Source organism: Methylobacterium oryzae (assembly GCF_036441375.1).
In the GTDB taxonomy this organism is placed as follows: domain Bacteria; phylum Pseudomonadota; class Alphaproteobacteria; order Rhizobiales; family Beijerinckiaceae; genus Methylobacterium; species Methylobacterium oryzae_A.
Map to the genome: position 1 here is coordinate 63,844 of NZ_MLCA01000010.1, position 22,529 is coordinate 86,372.

The 22,529-nt window shown below is 71.8% G+C and carries 19 protein-coding genes; 11 read left to right on the forward strand and 8 right to left on the reverse strand.

The window, feature by feature from the left end; translation table 11 throughout:
• Positions 1 to 27: 27 nt before the first annotated feature.
• Entirely contained in the window at positions 28 to 1,674 is a 1,647-nt protein-coding gene (locus MOTC310_RS18580; protein WP_331302876.1) for a formylmethanofuran dehydrogenase subunit A, read from the reverse strand.
• Complete coding sequence (locus MOTC310_RS18585; protein ID WP_331302877.1) at positions 1,668 to 2,738, reverse strand: formyltransferase; 1,071 nt, start codon at positions 2,736 to 2,738, stop codon at positions 1,668 to 1,670. The genes MOTC310_RS18580 and MOTC310_RS18585 overlap by 7 nt, the downstream gene beginning before the upstream one ends.
• A 440-nt stretch (positions 2,739 to 3,178) precedes the next feature.
• Here MOTC310_RS18585 and MOTC310_RS18590 point away from each other — a divergent pair, with 440 nt between their 5' ends.
• The 7 genes from MOTC310_RS18590 (at position 3,179) to fae (ending at position 9,888) form a co-directional block, all read left to right on the forward strand.
• Positions 3,179 to 4,156 carry a beta-ribofuranosylaminobenzene 5'-phosphate synthase family protein gene (locus MOTC310_RS18590; protein WP_331302878.1) on the forward strand — a complete coding sequence of 326 codons (978 nt, stop codon included), beginning with the start codon at positions 3,179 to 3,181 and terminating at the stop codon, positions 4,154 to 4,156.
• An 87-nt stretch (positions 4,157 to 4,243) separates the two neighbouring features.
• Entirely contained in the window at positions 4,244 to 5,137 is an 894-nt protein-coding gene (locus tag MOTC310_RS18595) for an NAD(P)-dependent methylenetetrahydromethanopterin dehydrogenase (protein ID WP_331302879.1), read from the forward strand.
• Positions 5,138 to 5,159: 22 nt separating this feature from the next.
• On the forward strand, positions 5,160 to 6,311 hold the full coding sequence (locus MOTC310_RS18600; RefSeq protein ID WP_331302880.1) for an ATP-grasp domain-containing protein: 1,152 nt from the start codon (positions 5,160 to 5,162) through the stop codon (positions 6,309 to 6,311).
• Positions 6,308 to 7,282 (forward strand): methenyltetrahydromethanopterin cyclohydrolase, encoded by a 975-nt coding sequence (gene mch / locus MOTC310_RS18605; protein WP_331302881.1) that lies wholly within the window; start codon positions 6,308 to 6,310, stop codon positions 7,280 to 7,282. The genes MOTC310_RS18600 and mch overlap by 4 nt, the downstream gene beginning before the upstream one ends.
• A 110-nt stretch (positions 7,283 to 7,392) precedes the next feature.
• Positions 7,393 to 8,301 (forward strand): ATP-grasp domain-containing protein, encoded by a 909-nt coding sequence (locus MOTC310_RS18610; RefSeq protein WP_331303368.1) that lies wholly within the window; start codon positions 7,393 to 7,395, stop codon positions 8,299 to 8,301.
• Positions 8,298 to 9,137 (forward strand): triphosphoribosyl-dephospho-CoA synthase, encoded by an 840-nt coding sequence (locus MOTC310_RS18615; RefSeq protein WP_331302882.1) that lies wholly within the window; start codon positions 8,298 to 8,300, stop codon positions 9,135 to 9,137. Before MOTC310_RS18610 ends, MOTC310_RS18615 begins: the two co-directional genes overlap by 4 nt.
• A 238-nt stretch (positions 9,138 to 9,375) precedes the next feature.
• Complete coding sequence (gene fae / locus MOTC310_RS18620; RefSeq protein WP_012317540.1) at positions 9,376 to 9,888, forward strand: 5,6,7,8-tetrahydromethanopterin hydro-lyase; 513 nt, start codon at positions 9,376 to 9,378, stop codon at positions 9,886 to 9,888.
• A 655-nt stretch (positions 9,889 to 10,543) separates the two neighbouring features.
• Here fae and groL read toward each other — a convergent pair.
• The 3 genes from groL to groES (MOTC310_RS18635) all read right to left on the reverse strand — a co-directional run bounded on the left by groL (position 10,544) and on the right by groES (MOTC310_RS18635) (position 13,049).
• A complete protein-coding gene (gene groL / locus MOTC310_RS18625; protein ID WP_331302883.1) occupies positions 10,544 to 12,184 on the reverse strand; it encodes a chaperonin GroEL in 1,641 nt (546 codons plus the stop codon).
• A gap of 74 nt (positions 12,185 to 12,258) precedes the next feature.
• Positions 12,259 to 12,549 (reverse strand): co-chaperone GroES, encoded by a 291-nt coding sequence (groES, locus tag MOTC310_RS18630; RefSeq protein ID WP_091779337.1) that lies wholly within the window; start codon positions 12,547 to 12,549, stop codon positions 12,259 to 12,261.
• Between the two features lie 209 nt (positions 12,550 to 12,758).
• Positions 12,759 to 13,049, reverse strand: coding sequence for a co-chaperone GroES (gene groES / locus MOTC310_RS18635; protein ID WP_091779337.1), 291 nt, complete (start codon positions 13,047 to 13,049; stop codon positions 12,759 to 12,761).
• A gap of 222 nt (positions 13,050 to 13,271) precedes the next feature.
• On the opposite strand from groES (MOTC310_RS18635), the gene MOTC310_RS18640 reads away from it, so the two are divergent.
• A complete protein-coding gene (locus tag MOTC310_RS18640) occupies positions 13,272 to 14,258 on the forward strand; it encodes a CorA family divalent cation transporter (RefSeq protein WP_331290185.1) in 987 nt (328 codons plus the stop codon).
• 207 nt (positions 14,259 to 14,465) lie between these two features.
• Positions 14,466 to 15,926 carry a methyl-accepting chemotaxis protein gene (locus tag MOTC310_RS18645; protein WP_331302884.1) on the forward strand — a complete coding sequence of 487 codons (1,461 nt, stop codon included), beginning with the start codon at positions 14,466 to 14,468 and terminating at the stop codon, positions 15,924 to 15,926.
• A gap of 7 nt (positions 15,927 to 15,933) precedes the next feature.
• On the opposite strand, the gene pdeM is transcribed toward MOTC310_RS18645, so the two are convergent.
• The 3 genes from pdeM to MOTC310_RS18660 all read right to left on the reverse strand — a co-directional run bounded on the left by pdeM (position 15,934) and on the right by MOTC310_RS18660 (position 20,368).
• Complete coding sequence (gene pdeM, locus MOTC310_RS18650) at positions 15,934 to 16,647, reverse strand: ligase-associated DNA damage response endonuclease PdeM (protein WP_331302885.1); 714 nt, start codon at positions 16,645 to 16,647, stop codon at positions 15,934 to 15,936.
• 41 nt (positions 16,648 to 16,688) lie between these two features.
• A complete protein-coding gene (locus tag MOTC310_RS18655) occupies positions 16,689 to 19,289 on the reverse strand; it encodes a ligase-associated DNA damage response DEXH box helicase (RefSeq protein WP_419539930.1) in 2,601 nt (866 codons plus the stop codon).
• A 122-nt stretch (positions 19,290 to 19,411) separates the two neighbouring features.
• On the reverse strand, positions 19,412 to 20,368 hold the full coding sequence (locus MOTC310_RS18660; RefSeq protein ID WP_331302886.1) for an alpha/beta hydrolase: 957 nt from the start codon (positions 20,366 to 20,368) through the stop codon (positions 19,412 to 19,414).
• 275 nt (positions 20,369 to 20,643) lie between these two features.
• Here MOTC310_RS18660 and MOTC310_RS18665 point away from each other — a divergent pair, with 275 nt between their 5' ends.
• Together MOTC310_RS18665 and MOTC310_RS18670 are read left to right on the forward strand one after the other, a co-directional pair.
• Positions 20,644 to 20,997: a DUF6460 domain-containing protein gene (locus tag MOTC310_RS18665; protein ID WP_331302887.1), complete on the forward strand. Its 354-nt coding sequence runs from the start codon at positions 20,644 to 20,646 to the stop codon at positions 20,995 to 20,997.
• A gap of 142 nt (positions 20,998 to 21,139) precedes the next feature.
• Positions 21,140 to 22,504 carry an MATE family efflux transporter gene (locus tag MOTC310_RS18670; protein ID WP_331302888.1) on the forward strand — a complete coding sequence of 455 codons (1,365 nt, stop codon included), beginning with the start codon at positions 21,140 to 21,142 and terminating at the stop codon, positions 22,502 to 22,504.
• Positions 22,505 to 22,529 lie beyond the last annotated feature (25 nt).

The window sequence follows — 22,529 nt, forward strand, 5'->3', positions numbered from 1 at the left end:
CGTACTTCCCGCGGCTCGCCCCGCTGATCACACCCGGCATGGCACCGCCTCGAAATTCTCCCGACCCTCGCCGAAGGCCGCGTCGGGCACGGCGAAGCTGTCGAGGCCCTCGCCGAACCGCTCCGTCAGGTAGGTGTCGGCCCGCTTCGCCATGGCCTTGTCGGACTCGACGGTCAGCGACAGCGTGCGGCCCGCCCGCCACTCCACGACCTCGCCGTCCTCGACGATCGGCACGCCGTCCTTCAGGACGAGCTTGGCCGCGGTGAACATCGCGGTGCGATTGGCGTCGTCGCGGTAGACCGCGACGTCGGCCCGGGCGCCGGCCCGCAGGTGGCCGCGGTCGGCGAGGCCCAGGAGCTTCGCGGGTCCGGACCGGGTCAGCTGCGCGATCTCCGACAGCGTGTACTCGCGCTCCAGCCCCGGCAGGCTCGAGCGTTCGCCGACCACGCTCGGCAGCGTCGCGATCTCGCGGTCGCGCTCCGACTTGTCCATCAGCAGGTGGATGATGCGGGGATACTGGGTGAACGGACCGCCATTCGGGTGGTCGGTGGTCAGGATCGTCCGCTCCGGGTCGGTGGAGAGCAGCATGATCTCCAGGCCAATCGCCCATTGCAGCGAGCTGGTCGGACCCCGGGGCCGGTACAGGAACGGCACCACGCCGCCGCCCTCGGCGTCGCCCGCGTTCAGGACCCACTTCTTCGGCTTGGCGCCCTTCCGGCCGGCGAACTGGCGCAGGATGTCCAGGGACACCGTCACGGTCTGGCCGAACACCACCTGCCCGATATCGAGGGTGGCGTTCGGGTTGTCGGTGATCGCCTGCGCGATCCGCTCGGCGGCCGAGCGGAAGCCGCCGGTGCCGGGATTGGCCGGGTCGACCGCGCCGTAGGCGTAGAACTGCGCGTGGGCGAAGTGGATGCGCCGGCCCTCCGCCGCGTCCAGCGTCGCCATGAAGCTGTCGTCGGCCCCGGGCAGGCCGAGGTTGTTGCAGTGGACGTGCAGCGGGTGCGGGACGCCGATCTCCTCGACCGCGTCGAGGAGCGAGCCCATGATCTGCCGGGTCGAGAGCCCGTAGCAGGGAATCTCGTCGTCGAGCGACAGGCGCAGGGCCCCGTCCTTGAAGGCGGAGGCGCCGCCGGCATTGATGCACTTCACCCCGAGCCCGCGCGACTGGGCGACCGACAGGGCGACGAGGTCGCGCACGGCGTTGCCGCCCTGGCGCTCGCGCAGGAGCTGCAGGAGCTGGTCGTCGTTGCCCATCACGGTCAGGGCGCCGCGGTCGAGCAGCGGGATGTCGGCGAGTTCGAGCTGCGTGCCGAGCGCGTGGGTCGGCGGCATCGCCGGCTCGACGGCCGTGGTGTAGCCCATCCGCGCGTAGGTCGAGCCGATCCAGGCCGCCGCCCCGCCCGCGTGGGCGAAGGGATGGCCGTCGGGCGCCGCCTCGCTGACGTAGAGGTCGGGCAGCAGCAGCCGCGAGGTGATCACGTTGCCGCCGGCGATGTGCGAGTGCACCTCGACGCCGCCCGCCATCACCACGCAGCCCGCGGCGTCGATCACCGCGTCGGGCTCGCGGCCCGGCGGATCGATGACGCGGCCGTCCTCGATCCAGACGTCGCCCACGGAATCGCGGGACGCGGTCGGATCGACGACGCGCCCGCCCCGGATCACGCTCAGCATGCGGGTTCACTCCTCGACGCGGCCGGGCCCGTGACTAGGCGCGCCTTCAGGGCGCCCAGCACCGACGCGGCCGACGGCAGATCCGACGGCGCCGAGGCCGGCCAGAAAGTCAGCGCGGCGCGCTGCTCGTTCCACAGCACGCCGCCATGGTCGCGGCCGGGCTGGCCGACGGCGATCACCACCTCGGCGGCCTGCGCCTCGCCGTCGGCGACGAGCGCGACGGACGGGACGTTCGACAGCCAGTCCGGGCGGGACACCGGGACGGCGCCGAGCCACAGGACGGCGTCGACTTCCCCGGCGGCGACCTGCCGGGCGGCGTCGAAGCGCCAGGGATCGTGTTCGGGCACGCGGCGCCCGAAGCCGCTGCGCGGCGCCTGCCCGGTGAGCCAGGCCGAGACCGGCACCACCGCCCGGTCCTGACCGGTGCCGCCGACCGCGAGGGTGAAGCAGCGCGTCGTCTCGCTGAGCTCCATGGCGAGGCCCTGGAGCATCTCGATGCCGACCTCGCCGAGCTCGGCGGCGTCGTAGAGGAGGACGCTGTACTGCGCGGCGGCGAGGCGGGCGGCGATCTGGGCGGGGAGGTCATCGCCGGCGAGGTGGCCGCGGGCGTGGGCGCGCAGGACGCCGACCGCCTCGGTCAGCCCGCCCTCGGCCGGCCAGGACAGCGACGCGGTGGCGTTCGCGCCGACGGCCAGCAGGGCGCGCTCAGACCCGGCGGCGCGACCGCGGCTCGGCTTGGCGTCAATCAGGCGCTTCAGGAGCGGCGCCTGCCAGGGGGCAGCGCCCACCACCAGCACCACGTCGGCGCGCCCGACGGCTTCGGCCGGCGTCGAGGTCAGCGCCCCGACCCGGCTCAGCGCCCCGAGTTCCGCGTAGGTGCCGGCCGAGCCGGCGGTATCGACGGAGGCGCCGATGCGCCCCGCGAGATCGTAGGCCGCGCGGATCGCGGCCACGTCGGCGCTGAGGCCGGCGATCACCGGCGCGCGCGCTTTTGCGAGCAGGGATGCGGCCGCCTCGATGGCGGTGCCCGCGTCCGTCGCGCCACCCTTCACCCAGGCTGCCATGCTCCCTCTCGCAACGTTCTTGCTTGGTTTCGGAGCGGGCGACGGCCGTAAGACCGGACGAAGCGGGTGCCCCTCAAGCCCGAGGGTTCCCGCCAAATCGGAATGGCTCATCCGCCCGGCATGTCCGGGCAGGCGGCAAACTCGGCGCGCCGTCGCGGGCCTAGGTTTGCCTTCATCCGCGCACCGCGGCAAGGGGGTCCGGCGGCGATGCGCGTCGGGAAGTGAGTTGCGCGTCCCGGTTTGCGGCCCCGCGCGGCCCTGCAGCCGGGTCTCGGACCGCGGCCCGTCGGCGCCGCGGACACGGTGCTGCGATCGATCCTGGCAATCTATACCGCGCCGCCGCGGGCACGATCCGCGCGCGCCCACGTTGCCCGGTCCCGGTCCGCGTGTGAAAAGCGCGCCGCGCAGGTGCCGGACCTGTGAGATTCGAGGATAGCGTGTTGGGCGAGGTCCCCGAACGGAACCAGGTGACGGTGGACGGCACCGTGCGGGTCGAGGCGCCGGCGCGGCTGCATTTCGGCTTCCTGGACCTGCATGGCGGGCTCGGCCGCCGCTTCGGCAGCATCGGGCTGGCCATCGACGCGCCGTCCCTGGCTCTCACCGCCCGCCGGGCGGCCCGGCCCGACGTCACGGGGCCAGAGGCCGAACGGGTGCGCGGCTACGTCGAGGCCGCCGCCGCGCATCTCGGGTGCGGCGGCGATGTGGCCATCGATGTCGAGCGCGTGATCCCGGCCCATGCCGGGTTCGGCTCGGGCACGCAGCTCGCCCTCGCGGTGGCGGCCGCGATGGCGCGCCTGAACGGCGAGCCCTTCGCGGCGGATGCCTTCGCGGCGACCCTGGACCGGGGCAACCGGTCCGGCGTCGGCTTGTGCGCCTTCACGGAGGGCGGCCTGATCGTCGACGGCGGCCGCGGCGCGGATGGCGGGCCGCCGCCCGTGATCGCGCGCCTGCCCTATCCCGAGGCTTGGCGGATCGTCCTGATCCTCGATCCGAGCATGGCGGGCGTGCACGGGACGCGCGAGGTCGAGGCGTTCCGCGACCTGCCGCGCTTCCCCGAGGCGCAGGCGGCCGAGATCTGCCGGATCGCGCTGATGCAGGTCCTGCCCGCGGTGGCCCTGGCGGAGCCCCAGGGCTTCGGCGCCGGCATCACCCGGATCCAGACGCTGATCGGCGACCATTTCGCGCCCCACCAGGGCGGCCGCTACGCCAGCGCCGCGGTGGCGGAGGCGCTCGCCGGCGTCGCCGCGCAGGGCATCGCGGGCTACGGCCAGTCCTCCTGGGGGCCGACCGGCTTCGCGCTGGTCCCCTCCGAGGCCGAGGCCCGCGCCCTGGTGGCCGGCCTCGACCGGGGCGGCCCCCTCCGCTTCGTCATCGCGCGGGGCCGCAACGGTGGCGCTTCGGTAACCGGTCCGGCGTGAGCCGGCCGCCCCGGGCTTGACCCGGGGCACCGCTCCGGGTTTGGACGGAGGGTAAGGCGCCTCTGTCGCGCGCCGCACGAGGATTCCATGGCCCGCTCGATCCTCCACATGCTGACGCCGCTCCGGCACATGAGCCCGTTCGACGTGAACATGGCCGTGGATGCCGGCTTCGAGACGGTGGTGACCTACACGGAGGTCAGCCTCGCCGACGTGGTCTCGCTGACCCAGGATTCGATCTTCTCGCGGTCGCCGGCCGACGGGACGCGGACGGGCATCTTCATCGGCGGCAAGAACGCCGAGGACGCCCTCGACATGGTCGACCGGGCCAAGAAGGCCTTCGTGCCGCCCTTCGTGAACCACGTCTTCGCCGACCCGGCGGGCTCGTTCACCACCGGCGCCGCCATGGTGGCGCAGGTCTCCCGCGCCCTGCGGCAGAAGTTCAACACCGACCTCACGGGCAAGCGCATCGTGATCTTCGGCGGCGCGGGCGTCGTCGCCTACGTGGCCGCGGTGATCGGCGCCCTGCAGGGCGCCACCACCGTGCTGGTCGGCCACGACGGCGAGGAGCGCGTCTCGAAGATCGCCTTCACGATGAAGTGGCGCTTCGGCATCGAGGTCGGCGCCGTCGACGGCACGACGCCCGAGGATCGCCGCGCCGCCATCCGCGACGCCGACGTCATCCTCTCGGCTGGGCCGGCCGGGATCCCGATCCTCACCGCGGAGGATCTGGAATCCGCGCCGAAGCTGCTCGTCGCCTCGGACGTCAACGCCGTGCCGCCCGCCGGCATCGCGGGGATCGACGTCAACGCGGTGGACGTCGCGCTGCCCACCGGCAAGGGCGTCGGCATCGGCGCGCTGGCCGTCGGCAACGTGAAGTACCAGACGCAGCGGCGCCTGTTCGACCGGATGCTCGCCTCTGACACGCCGCTCTGCCTCGACTTCCGCGACGCCTACGCGCTCGCGGTGGAGATCGCCGGCTAGGCCGCTTCCGGACCGGATTCCGATGGCGGATGCGGTCCTGATCGCCGCCCAGGCCGGGCGCGCCCTGGCCGAGGCGGCGCGGCGCGCCGGGCTCCGCCCTTACGTCGCCGACCTGTTCGGCGATTCCGACACCCGCATGCTGGCCGAGGCCTACCGGCCGTTGCCGGGCCGCTTCGGCACCGCCCCCGCCGCCGACGCCACCCTGGCGGCCCTCGACGACCTCTCCGCGCGGGCCGGGCGCCCGGTCGGCCTGATCCTGGGCAGCGGCTTCGAGGACGCGCCCGACCTGATCGCGCGCCTCGCCGCGCGTCACCGGCTGATCGGCGCCTCGGCCGGGACCGTCGCCGCCCTCAAGGATCCCCTGACCTTCGCGGCCCTGTGCGCGCGCCTCGACGTGCCGCATCCGGCCGTGGCGACAGAGCCGCCGCCGGATCCCGCGGCGTGGCTGCTCAAGCGGGCAGGGGGCTCCGGAGGCAGCCACATCCGCCCGGCCACCCGGTCGTCCGCGCCGGCGGGCCACTATTTCCAGGCGCGCGTTCCGGGGCGGCCGCACGCCCTGAACGTCCTCGCCGACGGGCGCACCATCCGCATCCTCGCGGTCACCGAGCAATGGTGCGCGCCGTCGCCGATCCGCCCGTTCCGCTACGCTGGGGCGCTCGCCCGCGGCGCCGGCGAAGCCCCGGCGCTCCCCGCCCACGTCGTGCAGGCCGTCGCCGCCGCGACCGAGCGGATCGTCGCCGCGACCGGCCTGCGCGGCCTCGCCAGCGCCGACCTGCTGGTCGACGGGACCGAGTGGTGGCTCACCGAGATCAACCCGCGGCCCGGCGCGACCCTGGACATCCTCGACCGGCGCGGGACGCCGCTGCTCGCGGCCCACATCGACGCCTGCCTCGGCGCGATGCCGGATCCCGGTGCGCATCCGGCGGGTGCGGCGGCCGCGCAGATCTGTTACGCCGACCGTGAGCTTGCGCCTGTGCCGGACCTCGCTTGGCCGGACTGCGTGCGCGACCGCCCGTGCCCCGGCTCGGTGGTCCGCCGCGACGCGCCGCTCTGCACGGTGCTGGCCGAAGGCGCGGACCGGGCGGAGGTGCTCGCCCTGTTGGAAACGCGGACGGCACAGCTGCGGGCCGTCTGCGCGGCGAAGAAAACACACCCCGAGGAAGCCCCGTCATGAGTGCCAGCCAGTCCTATCCCAGCATCAACGCGCTCTCAGGCCCCCTGGTCGAGCGTCTCGTGGCCGACGCCGCGACGCTGCGGCTCGCCGTGTCGCAGGCCCCCGGCGGCGCCCGCATGGTCGATGCCGGCGCGCAGGCGCGGGGCTCGATCGAGGCCGGGCGGCGCATCGCCGAGATCTGCCTCGGCGGCCTCGGCACGGTCACCATCGCGCCGAGCGGGCCGATCGCGTCCTGGCCGTACTCGGTGACGGTCCACGCCGCCGACCCGGTGCTCGCCTGCCTGGGCAGCCAGTACGCCGGCTGGAGCCTCGCGGACGAGACCGGTGATTCCGGCTTCTTCGCTCTCGGCTCGGGCCCGGGCCGCGCGGTGGCGGCCGTCGAGGACCTGTACCAGGAACTCGGCTTCCGCGATTCCGCCACCAAGACCGCCCTCGTGCTGGAAGCGGCCGGCGGCCCGCCCGAGAGCGTCGTCGCCAAGGTCGCCGAGGCGTCCGGCGTCAAGCCCGAGGACCTGACCTTCATCTTCGCGCCGACCCAGAGCCTCGCCGGCTCCACCCAGGTCGTGGCCCGCGTCCTCGAGGTCGCCCTCCACAAGGCCCACACGGTCGGCTTCGACCTGCACGCCATCGTGGACGGGATCGGCTCGGCGCCGCTGTCGCCGCCGCACCCGGACTTCATCAAGGCGATGGGCCGCACCAACGACGCGATCATCTACGGCGGGCGCGTGCAGCTCTTCGTGGATGCCGACGATGCCGACGCCAAGCAGCTCGCCGAGCAGCTGCCCTCGACGACCTCCAGCGACCACGGCGCGCCCTTCGCCGACATCTTCGCCCGGGTGAACGGCGACTTCTACAAGATCGACGGCGCCCTGTTCTCGCCGGCCGAGGCGATCGTCACGTCGGTGCGCTCCGGCGCCACCTACCGCGGCGGCCGCCTGGAGCCGACGCTGGTCGACTCGTCCTTCGCCTGAGAGGCGAGCCGGGCTCCCTCTCCCGCGCGGGACGGGGAGCCCGGACCCGCTCAGTGACCTCTCCCTGGGCCGCCCCGGAGGCGGGCGGCGCCGTGACGATCAGGACCCCCATGCGCATCGGGCTCGCGGCCGATAACGGCACCTGGCATAAGAACCGCCTGCTCGCGGCCCTGCGCGCGAGCGGCGTCGAGCCGGTGCTGTTCTCGCTCGCCGACGTGGCCGTCGTGACGGGCGGCGGCGAGCCCCTGCGCGTGCCGGGCTTCCCCGACGCGCTGCCGGACGGCGTGCTGATGCGGACCATCGCGGGCGGCACCTTCGAGGCGACGACGATGCGGCTCGGCGTGCTGCACGCCCTCGTCGCCGCGGGGGTCACCGTCTGGAACGCGCCGAGCGCGATCGAGCGCTCGGTGGACAAGGCGGCGACCTCGCTGCTCATCGACCGGGCCGGGCTGCCCACGCCGGCGACCTGGGTGTTCTCGAAGCGCGAGGCGGCCGCGGCCCTGGTCGCCGCCGAGGCGCGGCCGGGCGCGCCGCTGGTCCTGAAGCCGCTGTTCGGGTCGCAGGGGGAGGGGCTCGCCCTGATCGAGCGCCCGGAGGACCTGCCCGACGAGGAGGCGGTGGCCCGGGTCTACTACCTCCAGCGCTACGTGCCGCGCCGGGACGGCCTGTGGCGCGACTACCGGGTGTTCGTCTGCGACGGACGGGCGATCGCCGGCATGATCCGCGAGGGCGACGGCTGGATCACCAACGTCCACCGGGGCGGCCGGCCGCTGCCCTGGGCGATGCCGCGCGCCGCCGCCGAGCTGGCCGAGGCCGCCGCCGCCGCGGTCGGCGTCGACTATTCCGGCGTCGATCTCGTCGAGGACGGGGAGGGCGGGTTCTCGGTCCTCGAGGTCAATTCCATGCCGGCCTGGTCGGGGCTCCAGACCGTGTGCGAGACCGACATCGCCGCCGCGGTGGTGCGCGGCTTCCTCGCCGCGGCCCGCGGTGCCAGTCGCCCCCGGCTCGTGGTGGCATGAGCGGGGCCGGCCTCGACGCGGCGCTGATCGGCACGCTCTACCGGGCGGCCTGCCTCGCGGAGCTCGACGCCCTCAAGCCCGGCAACGTCCACGCCTACGCGCCCGGCCACCGCATGGTGCTGGCGGATTTCGTCACGAGCGCCGACGTCTCGGCCCCGCCCCTGGCCCGGCCGGGCACAGGCGTCGGGGCGCGGGTCCGCGACGGCGTCGCCGCCACCGTGGCGGCGGTGGGCCAGAACACCAATCTCGGCATCCTGCTGCTCTGCGCGCCGCTCGCGGTCGCGGCCGAGGAGGACCGGACCGTCGCTGCGGTGCTCGACACGCTAGACGGCGCGGATTCGGATGCCGTCTTCGCGGGCATCCGCCGCGCGAATCCGGGCGGCCTCGGCCAAGCTCCCCGGCACGACGTCGCCGAGGCGGCGCCCGGCGCACTGCGCGACGCCATGGCGGAGGCCGCCGACCGCGACCGGATCGCCCGCGCCTACGTCACGGGTTTCGCGGACGTGCCGGCGATCGGGCTCGCGGCCCTGCGCGAGGCCCGCGCCGCCGGGCTCGACCCGACCTGGTGCACGACCGCGATCCACCTCGCCTTCCTGCGCGCCGTCCCGGACAGCCACGTCGCGCGCAAGCACGGCGCGGCCGCGGCCGAGGGCGTCCGCCGGGAAGTCGAGGCGGCACTCGCCGGGATCGACCTCGCCGCGCGGCCGGTCGACGCGCTGCTGGCCCTCGACGCGTCGCTGAAGGCGCGGTCGATCAATCCCGGCACGAGCGCGGATTTCACCGTCGCGACGCTGTTCTGGGACGCGCTCGCGGGCGCCGGCGCCCGGCTGGCCTGAGTCGCGTGCACGATCCGGTGTCCATAGCGCCGGGCGGATGGAAATTCCTTCGTGTCAGGGCCTTGCGCGGGTTGTGAGCCGCAGGGCCCCGCTGTAGGGTCCGCCGCGCTGTCCGGCCCAACCGGCTCGGCCCAACCGGCTCGGCCGGCATGGTCGGGCGCCGATAACAAGGATGGCTTCCCGGCCGCGGCACCGCCCGGCGCGCGGCTCTATTTCGGAATCCAGGGAGAGACACCGAATGGCGAAGATCACCAAGGTTCAGGTCGGCGAAGCCCTCGTCGGCGACGGCAACGAGGTCGCCCACATCGACCTCATCATCGGACCGCGCGGTTCGCCGGCCGAGACGGCCTTCTGCAACGGCCTCGTGAACAACAAGCACGGCTTCACCAGCCTGCTCGCGGTCATCGCGCCGAACCTGCCGTGCAAGCCGAACACCCTGATGTTCAACAAGGTCACCATCAACGACGCCCGTCAGGCCGTCCAGATGTTCGGCCCGGCCCAGCACGGCGTTGCCAAGGCCGTGCAGGACGCGGTGGCCGAGGGCATCATCCCGGCGGACGAGGCCGACGACCTGTACATCCTGGTCGGCGTGTTCATCCACTGGGAGGCGGCCGACGACGCCAAGATCCAGAAGTACAACTACGAGGCCACCAAGCTGTCGATCCAGCGCGCCGTGAACGGCGAGCCGAAGGCCTCGACGGTCACCGAGCAGCGCAACTCCGCGCAGCACCCCTTCGCCGCCAACGCTTAGATCGGGGACGGTCCTGGGCAGAGCGAGCCTCCGCCCGCACCGCGGGGCCTGCTCCAGCGACTGGCTTCGATCTTCCTTGGCCGATAATTAGGCCCCTGAACGGGACGGCGCGAGCCGTCCCGTTTTTCGTTCGTTGCGCCGTCGCGGCGACCGCGCAGGCACCATCGACGCCGCGTCAGGCGTCCGCGCCGTGCCTCCGCCGACCGCGACGAAGAGCCGAAGCGCCGCGCGGGTACTCGGTTGGTGCGCCCACCCCGAGCACAGCCGCGAGATCGGGTCAGGACCTCGTCCGCCGCGGCGTTCGCGGATTCGCGCGAAGACTGGATACGCTGCGGGCGGCGGGTCATCGCCGCGGACCTCGAGCCGCCGGATCATGCAGTCATCCATACCCGGCCGCGCGACGTCATCGCGGGCCATAGGACGACCTTGATCAGGACGGCGTAAGCGGCCCGATCATCACGGATTGATCTTCGATAGTCCGCTCTGAGCGACCGGGCGCGCGCGGCTCGACGTCCGGTCACCGCGTCGCGACGCTGCCGGTGCCGCCGGTGCCGCCGGTGCCGCGACCCGTCCCATGGTCGAGCGGCGCCTCGCCAAAAGAAAAGGGGCCGCCTCTCGGCGACCCCCTTCCGTGGTCTCGACGGGTGGCGTGGACTCAGAAGTCCATGCCGCCCATGCCGCCGCCCGGCATCGCCGGAGCAGGGCTGTCCTTCTTCGGCGCGTCGGCGACCATCGCCTCGGTGGTCACCAGCAGGCCGGCGACCGAGGCCGCGTCCTGCAGGGCGGTGCGCACCACCTTGGCCGGATCGACGATGCCGGCCTGGATCATGTCGACGTACTCTTCGGTCTGGGCGTTGAAGCCGAACGTCTCCGACGAGGTGTTGTCGGTGATCTTGCCGACCACGATCGAGCCTTCCACGCCCGCGTTCTGCGCGATCTGGCGCAGCGGGGCCTCGAGCGCCTTCAGCACGATCTTGATGCCGGCCTGCACGTCCGGGATCTCGGACTTCAGCTCGGCGACCGCCTTCTTGGCGCGCAGCAGCGCGGTGCCGCCGCCCGGGACGATGCCTTCCTCGACCGCCGCGCGGGTGGCGTTCAGAGCGTCGTCGACSCGGTCCTTCTTCTCCTTCACCTCGACCTCGGTCGCGCCGCCGACGCGGATCACCGCGACGCCGCCCGCGAGCTTGGCCAGACGCTCCTGCAGCTTCTCACGGTCGTAGTCCGAGGTGGTCTCCTCGATCTGCGCCTTGATCTGCGCGATGCGGCCCTCGATGTCGGACTTCTCGCCGACGCCGTCGATGATCGTGGTGTTCTCCTTCTCGATSCGCACGCGCTTGGCGCGGCCGAGCATGGGCAGCGTCACGTTCTCGAGCTTGATCCCGAGATCCTCGGCGATCATCTGGCCCTTGGTCAGGATCGCGATGTCCTCGAGCATCGCCTTGCGGCGRTCGCCGAAGCCCGGCGCCTTCACGGCCGCGACCTTCAGGCCGCCGCGCAGCTTGTTCACCACGAGSGTGGCCAGSGCCTCGCCCTCGATGTCCTCGGCGATGATCAGCAGCGGCTTGCCGGTCTGAACAACGGCCTCGAGCACCGGCAGCATGGCCTGGAGCGAGGACAGCTTCTTCTCGTGGATGAGGATGTAGGGGTCCTCGAGCTCGGCGACCATCTTCTCCGCGTTCGTGATGAAGTACGGGGAGAGGTAGCCGCGGTCGAACTGCATGCCCTCGACGACGTCGAGCTCGGTCTCGGCGGTCTTGGCCTCCTCGACCGTGATCACGCCCTCGTTGCCCACCTTCTGCATGGCGTGGGCGATCATCTCGCCGATCTCCTTGTCGCCGTTGGCGGAGATCGTGCCGACCTGGGCGACCTCGTCGGAGGTCGAGACCTTCTTGGCGCGCGCGATGATGTCCTTCACGGCGGCCTGGGTGGCGAGGTCGATGCCGCGCTTCAGGTCCATCGGGTTGATGCCGGCGGCGACGTACTTGGCGCCCTCGCGCACGATCGCCTGGGCCAGCACGGTCGCGGTGGTGGTGCCGTCACCCGCGATGTCGTTGGTCTTCGAGGCCACTTCGCGCACCATCTGGGCGCCCATGTTCTCGAACTTGTCGGCGAGCTCGATCTCCTTGGCGACCGTCACACCGTCCTTGGTGATGCGCGGGGCGCCGAAGCTCTTCTCGATCACGACGTTGCGGCCCTTCGGGCCGAGCGTCACCTTCACCGCGTCGGCGAGGATGTCGACGCCGCGCAGCATCTTATCGCGGGCGTCGGCGGAGAAACGAACGTCTTTCGCTGCCATGGTTTGCCTCTTGTCTGGTTGGGTTCGGCCCCAAGGCCTCAGGCGGCCTCAAAGGGCGGGGGCGGGCGATCCGATCAGGCGGCGACGACGCCCATGATGTCGGATTCCTTCATGATCAGGAGGTCCTGACCGTCGATCTTGACCTCGGTGCCGGACCACTTGCCGAACAGGACGCGGTCGCCGGCCTTCACGTCGAGCGCGTTGACGCGGCCGGACTCGTCGCGGGCGCCGGGACCGACGGCGACGACCTCGCCCTCCTGCGGCTTCTCCTTGGCGGTGTCCGGGATGATGATGCCGCCCTTGGTCTTCTCTTCGCCCTCGATGCGACGGACGACCACGCGGTCGTGCAGCGGACGGAACTTCATGAGCTGNCTCTTCTCGATCACGACGTTGCGGCCCTTCGGGCCGAGCGTCACCTTCACCGCGTCGGCGAGGATGTCGACGCCGCGCAGCATCTTATCGCGGGCGTCGGCGGAGAAACGAACGTCTTTCGCTGCCATGGTTTGCCTCTTGTCTGGTTGGGTTCGGCCCCAAGGCCACAGGTGGCCTCAAAGGGCAGGGGCGGGTGATCCGATCAGGCGGCGACGACGCCCATGATGTCGGATTCCTTCATGATCAGGAGGTCCTGACCGTCGATCTTGACCTCGGTGCCGGACCACTTGCCGAACAGGACGCGGTCGCCGGCCTTCACGTCGAGCGCGTTGACGCGGCCGGACTCGTCGCGGGCGCCGGGACCGACGGCGACGACCTCGCCCTCCTGCGGCTTCTCCTTGGCGGTGTCCGGGATGATGATGCCGCCCTTGGTCTTCTCTTCGCCCTCGATGCGACGGACGACCACGCGGTCGTGCAGCGGACGGAACTTCATGAGCTGCCCTCTTGCTTCAGGTCTGGAGTTGGCGTTGATGCGGCCGGCGGGACCGCTCGCGAACTCGACTGTTAGCACTCTGTCTCGGCGAGTGCCAAAGACGGCCGCGAGATAGGCTCGGGCCCGTTTCGAGTCAAGGCTGTCGCACCCCGCCGCGACGGTGCGATGACGCGCCGAGCGCCCTCGCTCCACCCTCTCTCTCGCCATGGATAACGCGCCGTCATGCTGAGCCTGCACGGACCCGAAGGCCCGGTGGCGCTGCAACCCGGCAGCCCGATCGCGCCCGACACCGTGTGGCTGGACCTGAACGATCCCACGCCCGAGGAGGCCGCGGCGGTCGAGGCGGCGACCGGCCTGCGCGTGCCGTCCCGGGCGGCGCTCTCGGAGGTCGAGACGTCGAGCCGTCTGCGCCGGGTGAAGGGTGGACTCTCGCTGTCGACGCCGATGATCACCTTCGAGCAGAGCGCGTCGCAGCTCAAGCCGCTGGGCTTCCTGCTGACCAAGGACCACCTCGTCACAGTCCGCTTCCACGAGCTGCGTGCCTTCGACTCCTCCGCGAAGCGCGTCGCGGACGGCGACGGCAGCACCACCCCGAGCGAGATCTTCCTCGTCGTCCTGGAGGAACTGGTCGACAGTCTCGCGGACGCCCTGGAGGATATGGGATCCGAGCTCGACACGCTCTCCACCCGGATCTTCGACTTCGATATCCGCGGTCCCGAGCGGCGGCGCCTGGAAAGCCCGCCACCCCGGCGCCGCGACCTCGCCCTGCGCCGGATCCTGCGCGGCATCAGCAACCGGGGGAAGGTTCTGGGGAAGATCCGCGCCAGCCTGCTGGGACTCGAACGGATCGTGCCGTTCGTCGCCGCCGCCTGCGACGGCCTCGGCCTGCCGGAGGATGCCCGTTTCGAGACGATCAAGCGGGACATCGAGTCTCTCGACGAGTTCGAGACGCGGCTCGCGGAGAACGTGCAGTTCCTGCTCGACGCCGCCCTCGGGCTCATCACCATCGAGCAGAACAACGTCTTCCGGGTCCTCACCGTCGTCTCGGTGGTCGGCGTCCCGCCGACGCTGATCGCGTCGATCTACGGCATGAACTTCAAGCACATGCCCGAACTGGACTGGGCGCTCGGATATCCATACGCGCTCGGCCTGATCCTTCTGAGTGCCGTCGCGCCGATTGTGTACTTTCATATCCGCGGATGGTTCTAGTATTGACCATAAATAATCTGGTAATCGAGAGCGGTTTTCCGCATCGAATTCAAACAACGGCGCGCTCACAGAGATCGGCACACAGACACCGCGGCGAGTCAAGAATTCGATCCGGCGACGCCCATCCGGAATCTGTTACAAACCCGAAAGAAGGACTTCATTAACGCTGCAACGCTAGACCCTGCCACGGGGAACGCGAGCAGTACCATGTTCAGTCGCAACGTCTTCAACGAAGCCCAGGCCAAGATCGACGCCCTGGATCGTTCGCTCGCGATCATCGAGTTCGCGATGGACGGAACCGTCCTGCATGCGAACGAAAACTTCTTGCGATTGATGAAGTACGGCCTCGGCGACGTCCAGAACCGGCATCACCGAATCTTCGTGGACAAGGCCTATGCCGAGACAGCGGAGTACGTGGCGTTCTGGGACAAGCTGAAGGACGGCCAGTACGTCACGGGCGAGTTCCTGCGCCTCGACAAGGCGGGGGATTCGGTCTGGCTCGAGGCGACCTACAATCCCGTCCTCGACGCGCGCGGCAAGCCCGTCAAGGTCGTCAAGTTCGCCGCGGACATCTCCGCGAAGAAGAAGGAGATCAACCGGCTCCTGACGATGATCGACAACGTGCCGGTGGCGGTCATGACGGCCGATCTGAAGAACGATTTCAAGATCGACTACATGAACGCGACGTCGCGCAGGACGCTCGGAACGATCGACCAGCATCTGCCGGTCAGGGTCGGCGACATGCTCGGCCGCTCCTTCGACATCTTCCACAAGAATCCCGGCCACCAGCGCGCCATGCTGGCGGATGCGAGCCGGCTGCCGCACACCACCAAGATCAAGGTCGGGCCCGAGACGCTCAACCTGCGGGTCACGGCCGTGACCGACGAGAAGGGGCAGTATCTCGGCCCGATGCTGACCTGGGCGGTGGTCACCGCGCAGGTGAACATGGAGACCGACGTCAAGCGGGTGGTCGAGGCCGTCGGCTCCGCCATCCAGGAGATGCAGAATTCGGCCGAGGGGCTGATGCAGTCGGCCGAGTCGGCGCGCCACAGGGCCTCGTCGGTCGCGTCGAGTTCCGAGCAGATGAACGGCGCGATCCAGGAGATCTCCGGTCAGGTCGGGCGGGTCTCGGAGCGCGCGCAGCAGATCGCCGCGCAGGCCGGGACCACCGACGCCACCATGCGCCAGCTCGCCGAGAATGCCCGCAAGGTCGACGCGGTGGTGGGCATGATCAAGTCGATCGCCGACCAGACCAACCTGCTCGCGCTGAACGCCACGATCGAGGCGGCCCGCGCGGGTGCGGCGGGGCGCGGCTTCGCGGTGGTGGCCTCCGAGGTGAAGGCGCTCGCGGAGCAGACCGCCAGGGCGACCGGCGAGATCACCCAGCAGGTCTCGGCCATCCAGAGCGCGACCGGCGACGCGGTCGGCGCCATCGAGATGATCACCGCGGCGGTGGACGAGCTGTCCAAGCTGACCCTGGCGATGGCGAGCGCCGTCGAGGAGCAGGCGGTCTCGACCCACGAGATGGCGGGCAATATCGGCGGCGTTTCCGAGGCCGCCAACGCCACCGGTCAGCTCGCCCAGGCGGTGCAGGGCATCGCCGAGAGCCTCGCCGGCCACTCGACGAGCCTGTCCGACAGCGTGATCCGGTTCATGAAGACCGCCTGACCGCGCCTCAGTCCCGGGCGAGCTGCGCCCGGCCGATGGCGAAGACCCGCCCGTCCCCGAGGAGATGGGCGGTGAAACCGCCGGGGAACAGGCCGTCGATCGCCTTGTCGCGGACGTTCAGGCCGCCCGCATAGGCGCCGAAGGCCGGCATCACGAGGCGGGAGCCGTCCGTGACGAAGCAGCGGCGGCGGACAGCGCGCCCGCGCATCGCCACCTTCCCGCAGGGGTGGAGATGGCCGGCGATCTCGCCGGGCACGGGCTCGGGGCTCGGCTCGTGGCGAAGCACCAGGCCGCCCAGGGTCAGCGCGTCGGCGTAGCGGCCGCCGAGACCCTCGTTCACGGCCGCGTCGTGGTTGCCGGCGATCCAGACCCAGTCCCGGCCTTCCTGGAGGGCCGCCACCATCGCGCGGTCGCCGGGCTCCATGCGATCGGGACCGCGGGCGTCGTGGAAAGAATCGCCCAGCGCGACCACGCGGGCGGGATCGTGGCGCACCACCGCCTCGTGCAGGCAGGCGAGCGTCTCGCGGGTGTCGTAGGGCGGCAGGAACTGGCCGGAGCGGGCCGCGTAGGACGAGCCCTTCTCCAGGTGGAGGTCGGACACGATCAGCGTTCGGTGCTCGGGCAGCCAGAGGCCGCCGCAGAGGTCCAGCACCAGGGTCTCGCCCGCGAGCATCAGGGTGGGGTGCTTGTGAGTCTTCTCGAGTCTCAGGCCGGCCGCCAAGATCGCATCCTCGGTGTCGTCGGGGGAGGGCGGATCGGCGGTCAGGACAGAGCCTCTTGGAGAAGCTCCGCCTCGGCCTCGGCCAGGATCTCGTCGGCGCCCTCGCCGTAGACCCGCTCGCGCCCGATCTCGAGCATCACGGATACGGAGAGCGGCGAGACCCGGTCGAGAGACCTGTGGATGATTCGCCCCTGGATGCGCTCTAGCATCATGCCGAGGCGCCTCACGTCGAGGAGTCCGGTTGCCGCATCCTGCCGCGCCGCCCGCAGCAGGAGGTGGTCGGGCTGGTGCTTGCGCAGCACGTCGTAGATCAGGTCGGTCGAGATCGTGACCTGACGCCCGGACTTCTTCTGCCCCGGATGGTGGCGCTCGATCAGCCCGGCGATCACCGCGCATTGCCGGAAGGTGCGCTTCATCATGGCCGATTCGTCGAGCCACGCCTCCAGGTCGTCGCCCAGCATGTCGACCGCGAACAGGTCGCCGATGAAGTCCGGGTCGAGGGCGGCACGCTCGGAGACGTCGCGGGTCGTCCAGATGGCGATGCCGTAATCGTTGGCCGCGAAGCCGAGCGGCCGCAGGCCGGCGCGCTCCAGGCGGCGGGTGAGCAGCATGCCGAGGGTCTGGTGGGCGAGGCGCCCCTCGAACGGGAAGGCGGTCAGGTAGTAGCGTTTCCCCCGGGGGAAGGTCTCGACCAGCAGGTCGCGCTCGCCCGGCAGGACCGAGCGGCGGCGCTGCTGCAGCAGGTACTCGCCGATCTGCTTCGGCAGCCGGTCCCACGCGAACGGGTCGGCGATGAGCGCCCGCACCCGCGCGGCCAGGAAGGTCGAGAGCGGAAATTTCGAACCGGCATAGGAGGGGATCGCCGGATCGGTGCCGGCCGGCGCGCGGGTCACGAGGCACTCGTCCTCGGCGAGCCCCTCGAAGCGCAGGGTCTCGCCGGCGAACAGGAAGGTGTCGCCGACGGTGAGCGTCTCGGCGAACTCGTCCTCGATCTCGCCGAGCACGCGCCCGGTCTTGGGCAGGACCGTGCCGGGCTTGCCGCGCAGGGTCCGGCCGAGGCGCACCCGGACCCGCGCCGCCTCCACGATCGTCCCGACATTCATCCGGTAGGCCTGGGCCGTGCGGGCGTCGCGCACCCGCCAGAGCCCGTCCGGCCCGCGCAGGATCTTGGCGAAGCGCTCGTAGGCGCGCAAAGCGTAGCCGCCGGTGGCGACATAATCGACCACCTGCTCGAACGACTCCCATGTCAGCCCGGCATAGGGCGCCGCCGAGACGATCTCGTCGTAGAGGTCGAGGGGATCGAAGGCGTCGGCGCAGGCCATGCCGAGGACGTGCTGGGCGAGGACGTCGAGGGCGCCCTGGCGGGCGTCGGGCGTGTCCTGCGCGGCCTCCTCGACGGCGTCGAGCGCCGCCTGGCACTCTAGCATCTCGAAGCGGTTGCCCGGGACCAGGTAGGCCTTCGAGGGCTCGTCCATGCGGTGGTTGGCGCGGCCGATCCGCTGCATGATGCGGCTCGCCCCCTTCGGCGCGCCGACATTGACCACGAGGTCGACGTCGCCCCAGTCGATGCCGAGGTCGAGGGTGGCGGTGCAGACGATCGCCCGCAGCTGGCCCGCCGCCATCGCGGCCTCGACCCGGCGGCGCTGCTGCGCGTCGAGCGAGCCGTGGTGGATCGCGATCGGCAGCGCATCGTCGTTGAGCCGCCACAGCTCCTGGAACGTGTACTCGGCCTGGAGCCGGGTGTTCACGAAGACCAGCGTCGTGCGGTGCTCCCTGATGAGTTCGTAGATCGCCGGCATCGAGTGCCACGCGGTGTGGCCGGAGATCGGCAGCGCCCGGCCGAGGTCGAGCATGCGGAGGTCCGCCTTGGCGCCGCCGGCCACGATGACGAGGTCGGCCATGGGCGGCGGGATCTGCCCCCTCTCCGGTCCGGGAGAGGGTTGGGGTGGGGGACGAGAAGGTTCAGGATCGGGCGCGCCGGCGCGGCGGGTGCTAATCGCGCCGCGCTCGGACGGACCTGATCCCTCACCCTGGCCCTCTCCCGCACGGGAGAGGGGATTCGCGCCCGGTCCCGAAACCGTGTCGGCCATCTCTGCGTGCGACCTCGAAGGCGCGCCCGCGGAGGGGGACGAGGGAAGCGGCCCCTGCGGCACCAGGTACTTCCGCAGCTCGTCCGGCTCGCGCACCGTCGCCGACAGCCCGATCGCCGCCAGACCCGGGCTCAGCCGGTGCAGACGCGCCAGGGCGAGCGACAGCAGGTCGCCGCGCTTCGACGTCACCAGCGCGTGCAGCTCGTCCAGCACCACGCAGCGCAATCCCGAGAAGAACTCCGCCGCCTCGCGATGGGCGATCAGCAGGGCCAGCTGCTCGGGCGTGGTCAGCAGGATGTCCGGCGGCCGGCTGATCTGGCGGGTGCGCTTGTGGGCGGGGGTGTCGCCGGTGCGGGTCTCGACGCGCACCGGCAGCGCCATCTCGGCGACGGGCGCGTCGAGGTTGCGGGCGATGTCCACCGCCAGCGCCTTCAGGGGCGAGACGTAGAGGGTGTGGAGCCCCGCCGCCCTCTTCTGCGGCCCGCGCTCGGCGAGGGCGACGAGGCTCGGCAGGAAGCCGGCCAGCGTCTTGCCGGCGCCGGTCGGCGCCACCAGCAGGGCCGAGCGGCCGGCGCCCGCGATCCGCAGGAGGTCGAGCTGGTGCGGACGCGGCGCCCAGCCGCGCGTCGCGAACCAAACCCGGAACCGCTCCGGCAGGATCTCGGACGGGTCGCTCAGGCGAGCGCCATCAGGAAGCGGTCGATCAGCTCCAGCGCGCGCTCGCTCATCGGGCTCGGATATCGGGCGAAGACGTGGCAGCCGCCGGGATAGATCGCCGTGTGACCGCCATTCCCCGCCGCCGCCCAGCGCGCCGACATGTACAGCGTGTCGTCGAGGAGGGGATCGGCGGTGCCGATGGTGAACAGGGCCGGCGGCAGGCCCTTCAGCTCGGCGTAGATCGGCGACACGTCCGGCCGGCGCCGGTCGATGCCCTCGCGGACGTAGCCGTCGGCGAACTTGGTCAGGTCGCGGGTGTTCACGACCAGCCGCTCCTCGCCCCAGTTCCGCACCGACGGGGTGAGGCCGAGATCGAAGAAGCCGGCATTGAGGTTGGCGCCCCGGAAGGCCCGCGGCAGGTTGTGCTTGTCACGCAGCCGCAGCAGCACCATCACGGCGAGGTGGGCGCCCACCGACTCGCCGCCGATGGTCAGCGCGTGGATGCCGAACTCGGCTTTCCCGGGACCCGCCAGCCACAGGGCGGCGGCCTCGCAGTCGAGGAGGGCCGCCGGGTAGGGATGTTCGGGGGCGAGCCGGTACTCCACCGACAGGGCGACGAAGCCGCAGGTGTCGGCGATCCGCTCCAGCCAGGGATCCTGCTCGTCGGCCGAGCCCCAGACCCAGCCGCCGCGGTGGATGTGCAGGTAGGCGCCGCGCAGCTTCGTGCCGGGCTTGGGCCGGACCACGCGGAGCTTGAGCGGACCGCCGGGCCCGTCGATCGTCAGCCACTCCGCCCGGGCGCTGTGCGGCATGGCGGGCGCCGCCTTGGTGCCCATGCGACGCCGCTCGCGCACCTCGGCGATCGGCAGCGACCAGGGATCGGGCAGCGCGGCGTGCGCCGCGACGATCTCGGCATTCAGCCGGAGCGTCTCGGGATCGATCGTCGCCGGGTCGAACAGGGCGTGGTCGATCATCGTGCGTATGGTCCCGTCGGCACTCAGAGCCTCTCACACCAATCCCGATACCCGGGAGTTGTCCCTTCGGACGAGGCCGCTCCGCGCGAGTCCCGCGTCGCATTCCACCCCGTCCGGCATCTTGGCGCGCGCGACGCCGCTTGCCATCTGCACGGCGCACGAGAAACCCGGCAACGCCTGATCCGCGCTCGGGTTTCGACGCGGTGTGGTGCGCCGGCCACGGTTCTGCCCGCTTCGTCGCCGATCCGAGGGCCCTGAGGCTTCACGAGGACGCAATGCTCGTCGATCACGACCGGCGCCGGCAAGGCTATCAGCAGGGCGCCCCGCCGAGCGCCCCGTACGGGGCGGACGGCCACCGGTCGCAGCCCTCGGCGCTGCGGCGCTTCCTCGGTGGCTCGCCCGCCGGCGTGTTCCTGCGGCTCCTGTTCCTGTCGGTGCTGGTCGGCGCCTTCATGTCGATGCTCGGCCTGACGCCGGGGCGGCTGTTCTGGCACGTCTACGATTCGGCGCGGGCGCTGGTGGAGGTCGGGCTCGCATCGCTCCACGATTTCGGCGGCTGGATCGTCGCCGGGGCGATCGTGGTCGTGCCGCTCTGGCTGATCGCGCGCCTCTTCGCCGTCTCCCGGTGACCGGATCGGCGGCCGATCCCGCGCGGTCGTGCCCCGACATTCCGGCGCGCCGTGGGTTCGGGCAGATCGGCCGCCCGTCACCGCAACCCGCCGATGCGATCACCCCGCTTTGCGCGGACGGCGCGGCTTCTTAGCGTGCGGCATGATTGACACCGTCGCCAGCTCGGGCCGCCCGACGAACCGCCGCGTCCTGGCCCTGGCGCTGCCCATGACGATCGCCAACGTCACGACGCCGATGCTCGGCTTCGTCGGCGCGGCGGTGATCGGGCGGCTCGGCGACGCGGCCCTGCTCGGTGCCGTCGCCCTCGGCGCGGTGATCTTCGACGCGATCTTCTGGTCCTTCGGGGCGCTCCGTATGGCCACCGCCGGCCTGACCGCGCAGGCGGTCGGCGGGCGGGACGACGCCGAGGTCGACCGCATCCTGGCGCGCGCGCTGGCGGCGGGCGCCCTGATCGGCCTCGTCCTGGCGGTCGTGCAGGGCCCGCTCGCGCAGCTCGCCTTCGCGATCAGCGGGGCGAGCGCGGCGGTGATCGCCGGTCTGGCGACCTATTTCCACATCCGCATCCTGTCCGCGCCCTTCGTGCTGGCGAGCTACGGCGTGCTGGGCTCGGTCCTGGGGCGCGGGCGCACCGATCTCGGCCTGCTGCTGCAGATCGCCATCAACCTGACCAACGTCGCGCTGACGCTCATCCTGGTCCTGGGCTTCGGCCTGGGCCTCGCCGGGGCGGCTCTGGCGACCCTCGGCGCCGAGGCTTTCGGGCTCGGCCTCGGGCTGGTTCTCCTGGCGCGGCTCGGCTCGCGCCCGTTCCGGGTGCCGCTGCGCGATCTGCGCGACGCCGCGGCGCTGCGCCGGACGCTCAGCGTCAACGGCGACGTGATCCTGCGGACGCTCGCGCTGATCACCGGCATCGTGCTGTTCTCGGCGCTGGGCGCCCGCCAGGGCGACGTGGTGCTGGCGGCCAACTCCGTCCTGTGGAATCTCTTCCTGATCGGCGGCTTCTTCCTCGACGGCTTCGCCACGGCTGCCGAGACCCTGTGCGGCCGGGCGGTGGGCGCCCGGGACCCGGAGGCGTTCGACGCGGCCGCTTCGCTGAGCCTGCGCTGGTGTCTCGGCTTCGGGCTGGCGGTCAGCCTGCTGTCGCTGACGGGCGGCGCGGCCTTCATCGACGCCGTGACGACCAACGGGCCGGTGCGCGAGGCCGCCCGGTCCTACCTCGTCCTCGCCGCCCTGGCGCCGCTCGCCGCCGCGGCGCCCTTCGCGTCTGACGGGATCTATATCGGCGCGACCTGGACGCGGGCGATGCGCAACCTGATGGTGTGCGCGCTGGCCGCCTACTGCGCGATCCTCGCGCTCGTCGAGAGCCTGGGCCTCGGCAATACCGGGCTGTGGCTCGCCTTCGTGAGCTTCCTCGGCGCCCGGGGCCTCGGACAGGCGATCGCCTTCCCGCGCCTCGCCCGGGACACGTTCCGGACACCCGCTCCCGCCGCCCTCGCACCGGCGGCCTAGGCGGCTTCTGCGCGCTCGGGCAGAG

Excerpts from the sequence above, each read along its gene's own strand:
- MOTC310_RS18595 (WP_331302879.1), top strand. The coding sequence starts at position 4,244 with ATGGCCCGCTCGATCCTCCACATGCTGACGCCGCTCCGGCACATGAGC.
- MOTC310_RS18640 (WP_331290185.1), top strand. The coding sequence starts at position 13,272 with ATGCTGAGCCTGCACGGACCCGAAGGCCCGGTGGCGCTGCAACCCGGC.
- fae (WP_012317540.1), top strand. The coding sequence starts at position 9,376 with ATGGCGAAGATCACCAAGGTTCAGGTCGGCGAAGCCCTCGTCGGCGAC.
- MOTC310_RS18615 (WP_331302882.1), top strand. The coding sequence starts at position 8,298 with ATGAGCGGGGCCGGCCTCGACGCGGCGCTGATCGGCACGCTCTACCGG.
- MOTC310_RS18665 (WP_331302887.1), top strand. The coding sequence starts at position 20,644 with ATGCTCGTCGATCACGACCGGCGCCGGCAAGGCTATCAGCAGGGCGCC.
- mch (WP_331302881.1), top strand. The coding sequence starts at position 6,308 with ATGAGTGCCAGCCAGTCCTATCCCAGCATCAACGCGCTCTCAGGCCCC.
- MOTC310_RS18660 (WP_331302886.1), bottom strand. The coding sequence starts at position 20,368 with ATGATCGACCACGCCCTGTTCGACCCGGCGACGATCGATCCCGAGACG.
- MOTC310_RS18610 (WP_331303368.1), top strand. The coding sequence starts at position 7,393 with ATGCGCATCGGGCTCGCGGCCGATAACGGCACCTGGCATAAGAACCGC.
- groES (WP_091779337.1), bottom strand. The coding sequence starts at position 13,049 with ATGAAGTTCCGTCCGCTGCACGACCGCGTGGTCGTCCGTCGCATCGAG.
- MOTC310_RS18580 (WP_331302876.1), bottom strand. The coding sequence starts at position 1,674 with ATGCTGAGCGTGATCCGGGGCGGGCGCGTCGTCGATCCGACCGCGTCC.
- MOTC310_RS18585 (WP_331302877.1), bottom strand. The coding sequence starts at position 2,738 with ATGGCAGCCTGGGTGAAGGGTGGCGCGACGGACGCGGGCACCGCCATC.
- MOTC310_RS18645 (WP_331302884.1), top strand. The coding sequence starts at position 14,466 with ATGTTCAGTCGCAACGTCTTCAACGAAGCCCAGGCCAAGATCGACGCC.
- MOTC310_RS18670 (WP_331302888.1), top strand. The coding sequence starts at position 21,140 with ATGATTGACACCGTCGCCAGCTCGGGCCGCCCGACGAACCGCCGCGTC.
- groES (WP_091779337.1), bottom strand. The coding sequence starts at position 12,549 with ATGAAGTTCCGTCCGCTGCACGACCGCGTGGTCGTCCGTCGCATCGAG.
- MOTC310_RS18600 (WP_331302880.1), top strand. The coding sequence starts at position 5,160 with ATGGCGGATGCGGTCCTGATCGCCGCCCAGGCCGGGCGCGCCCTGGCC.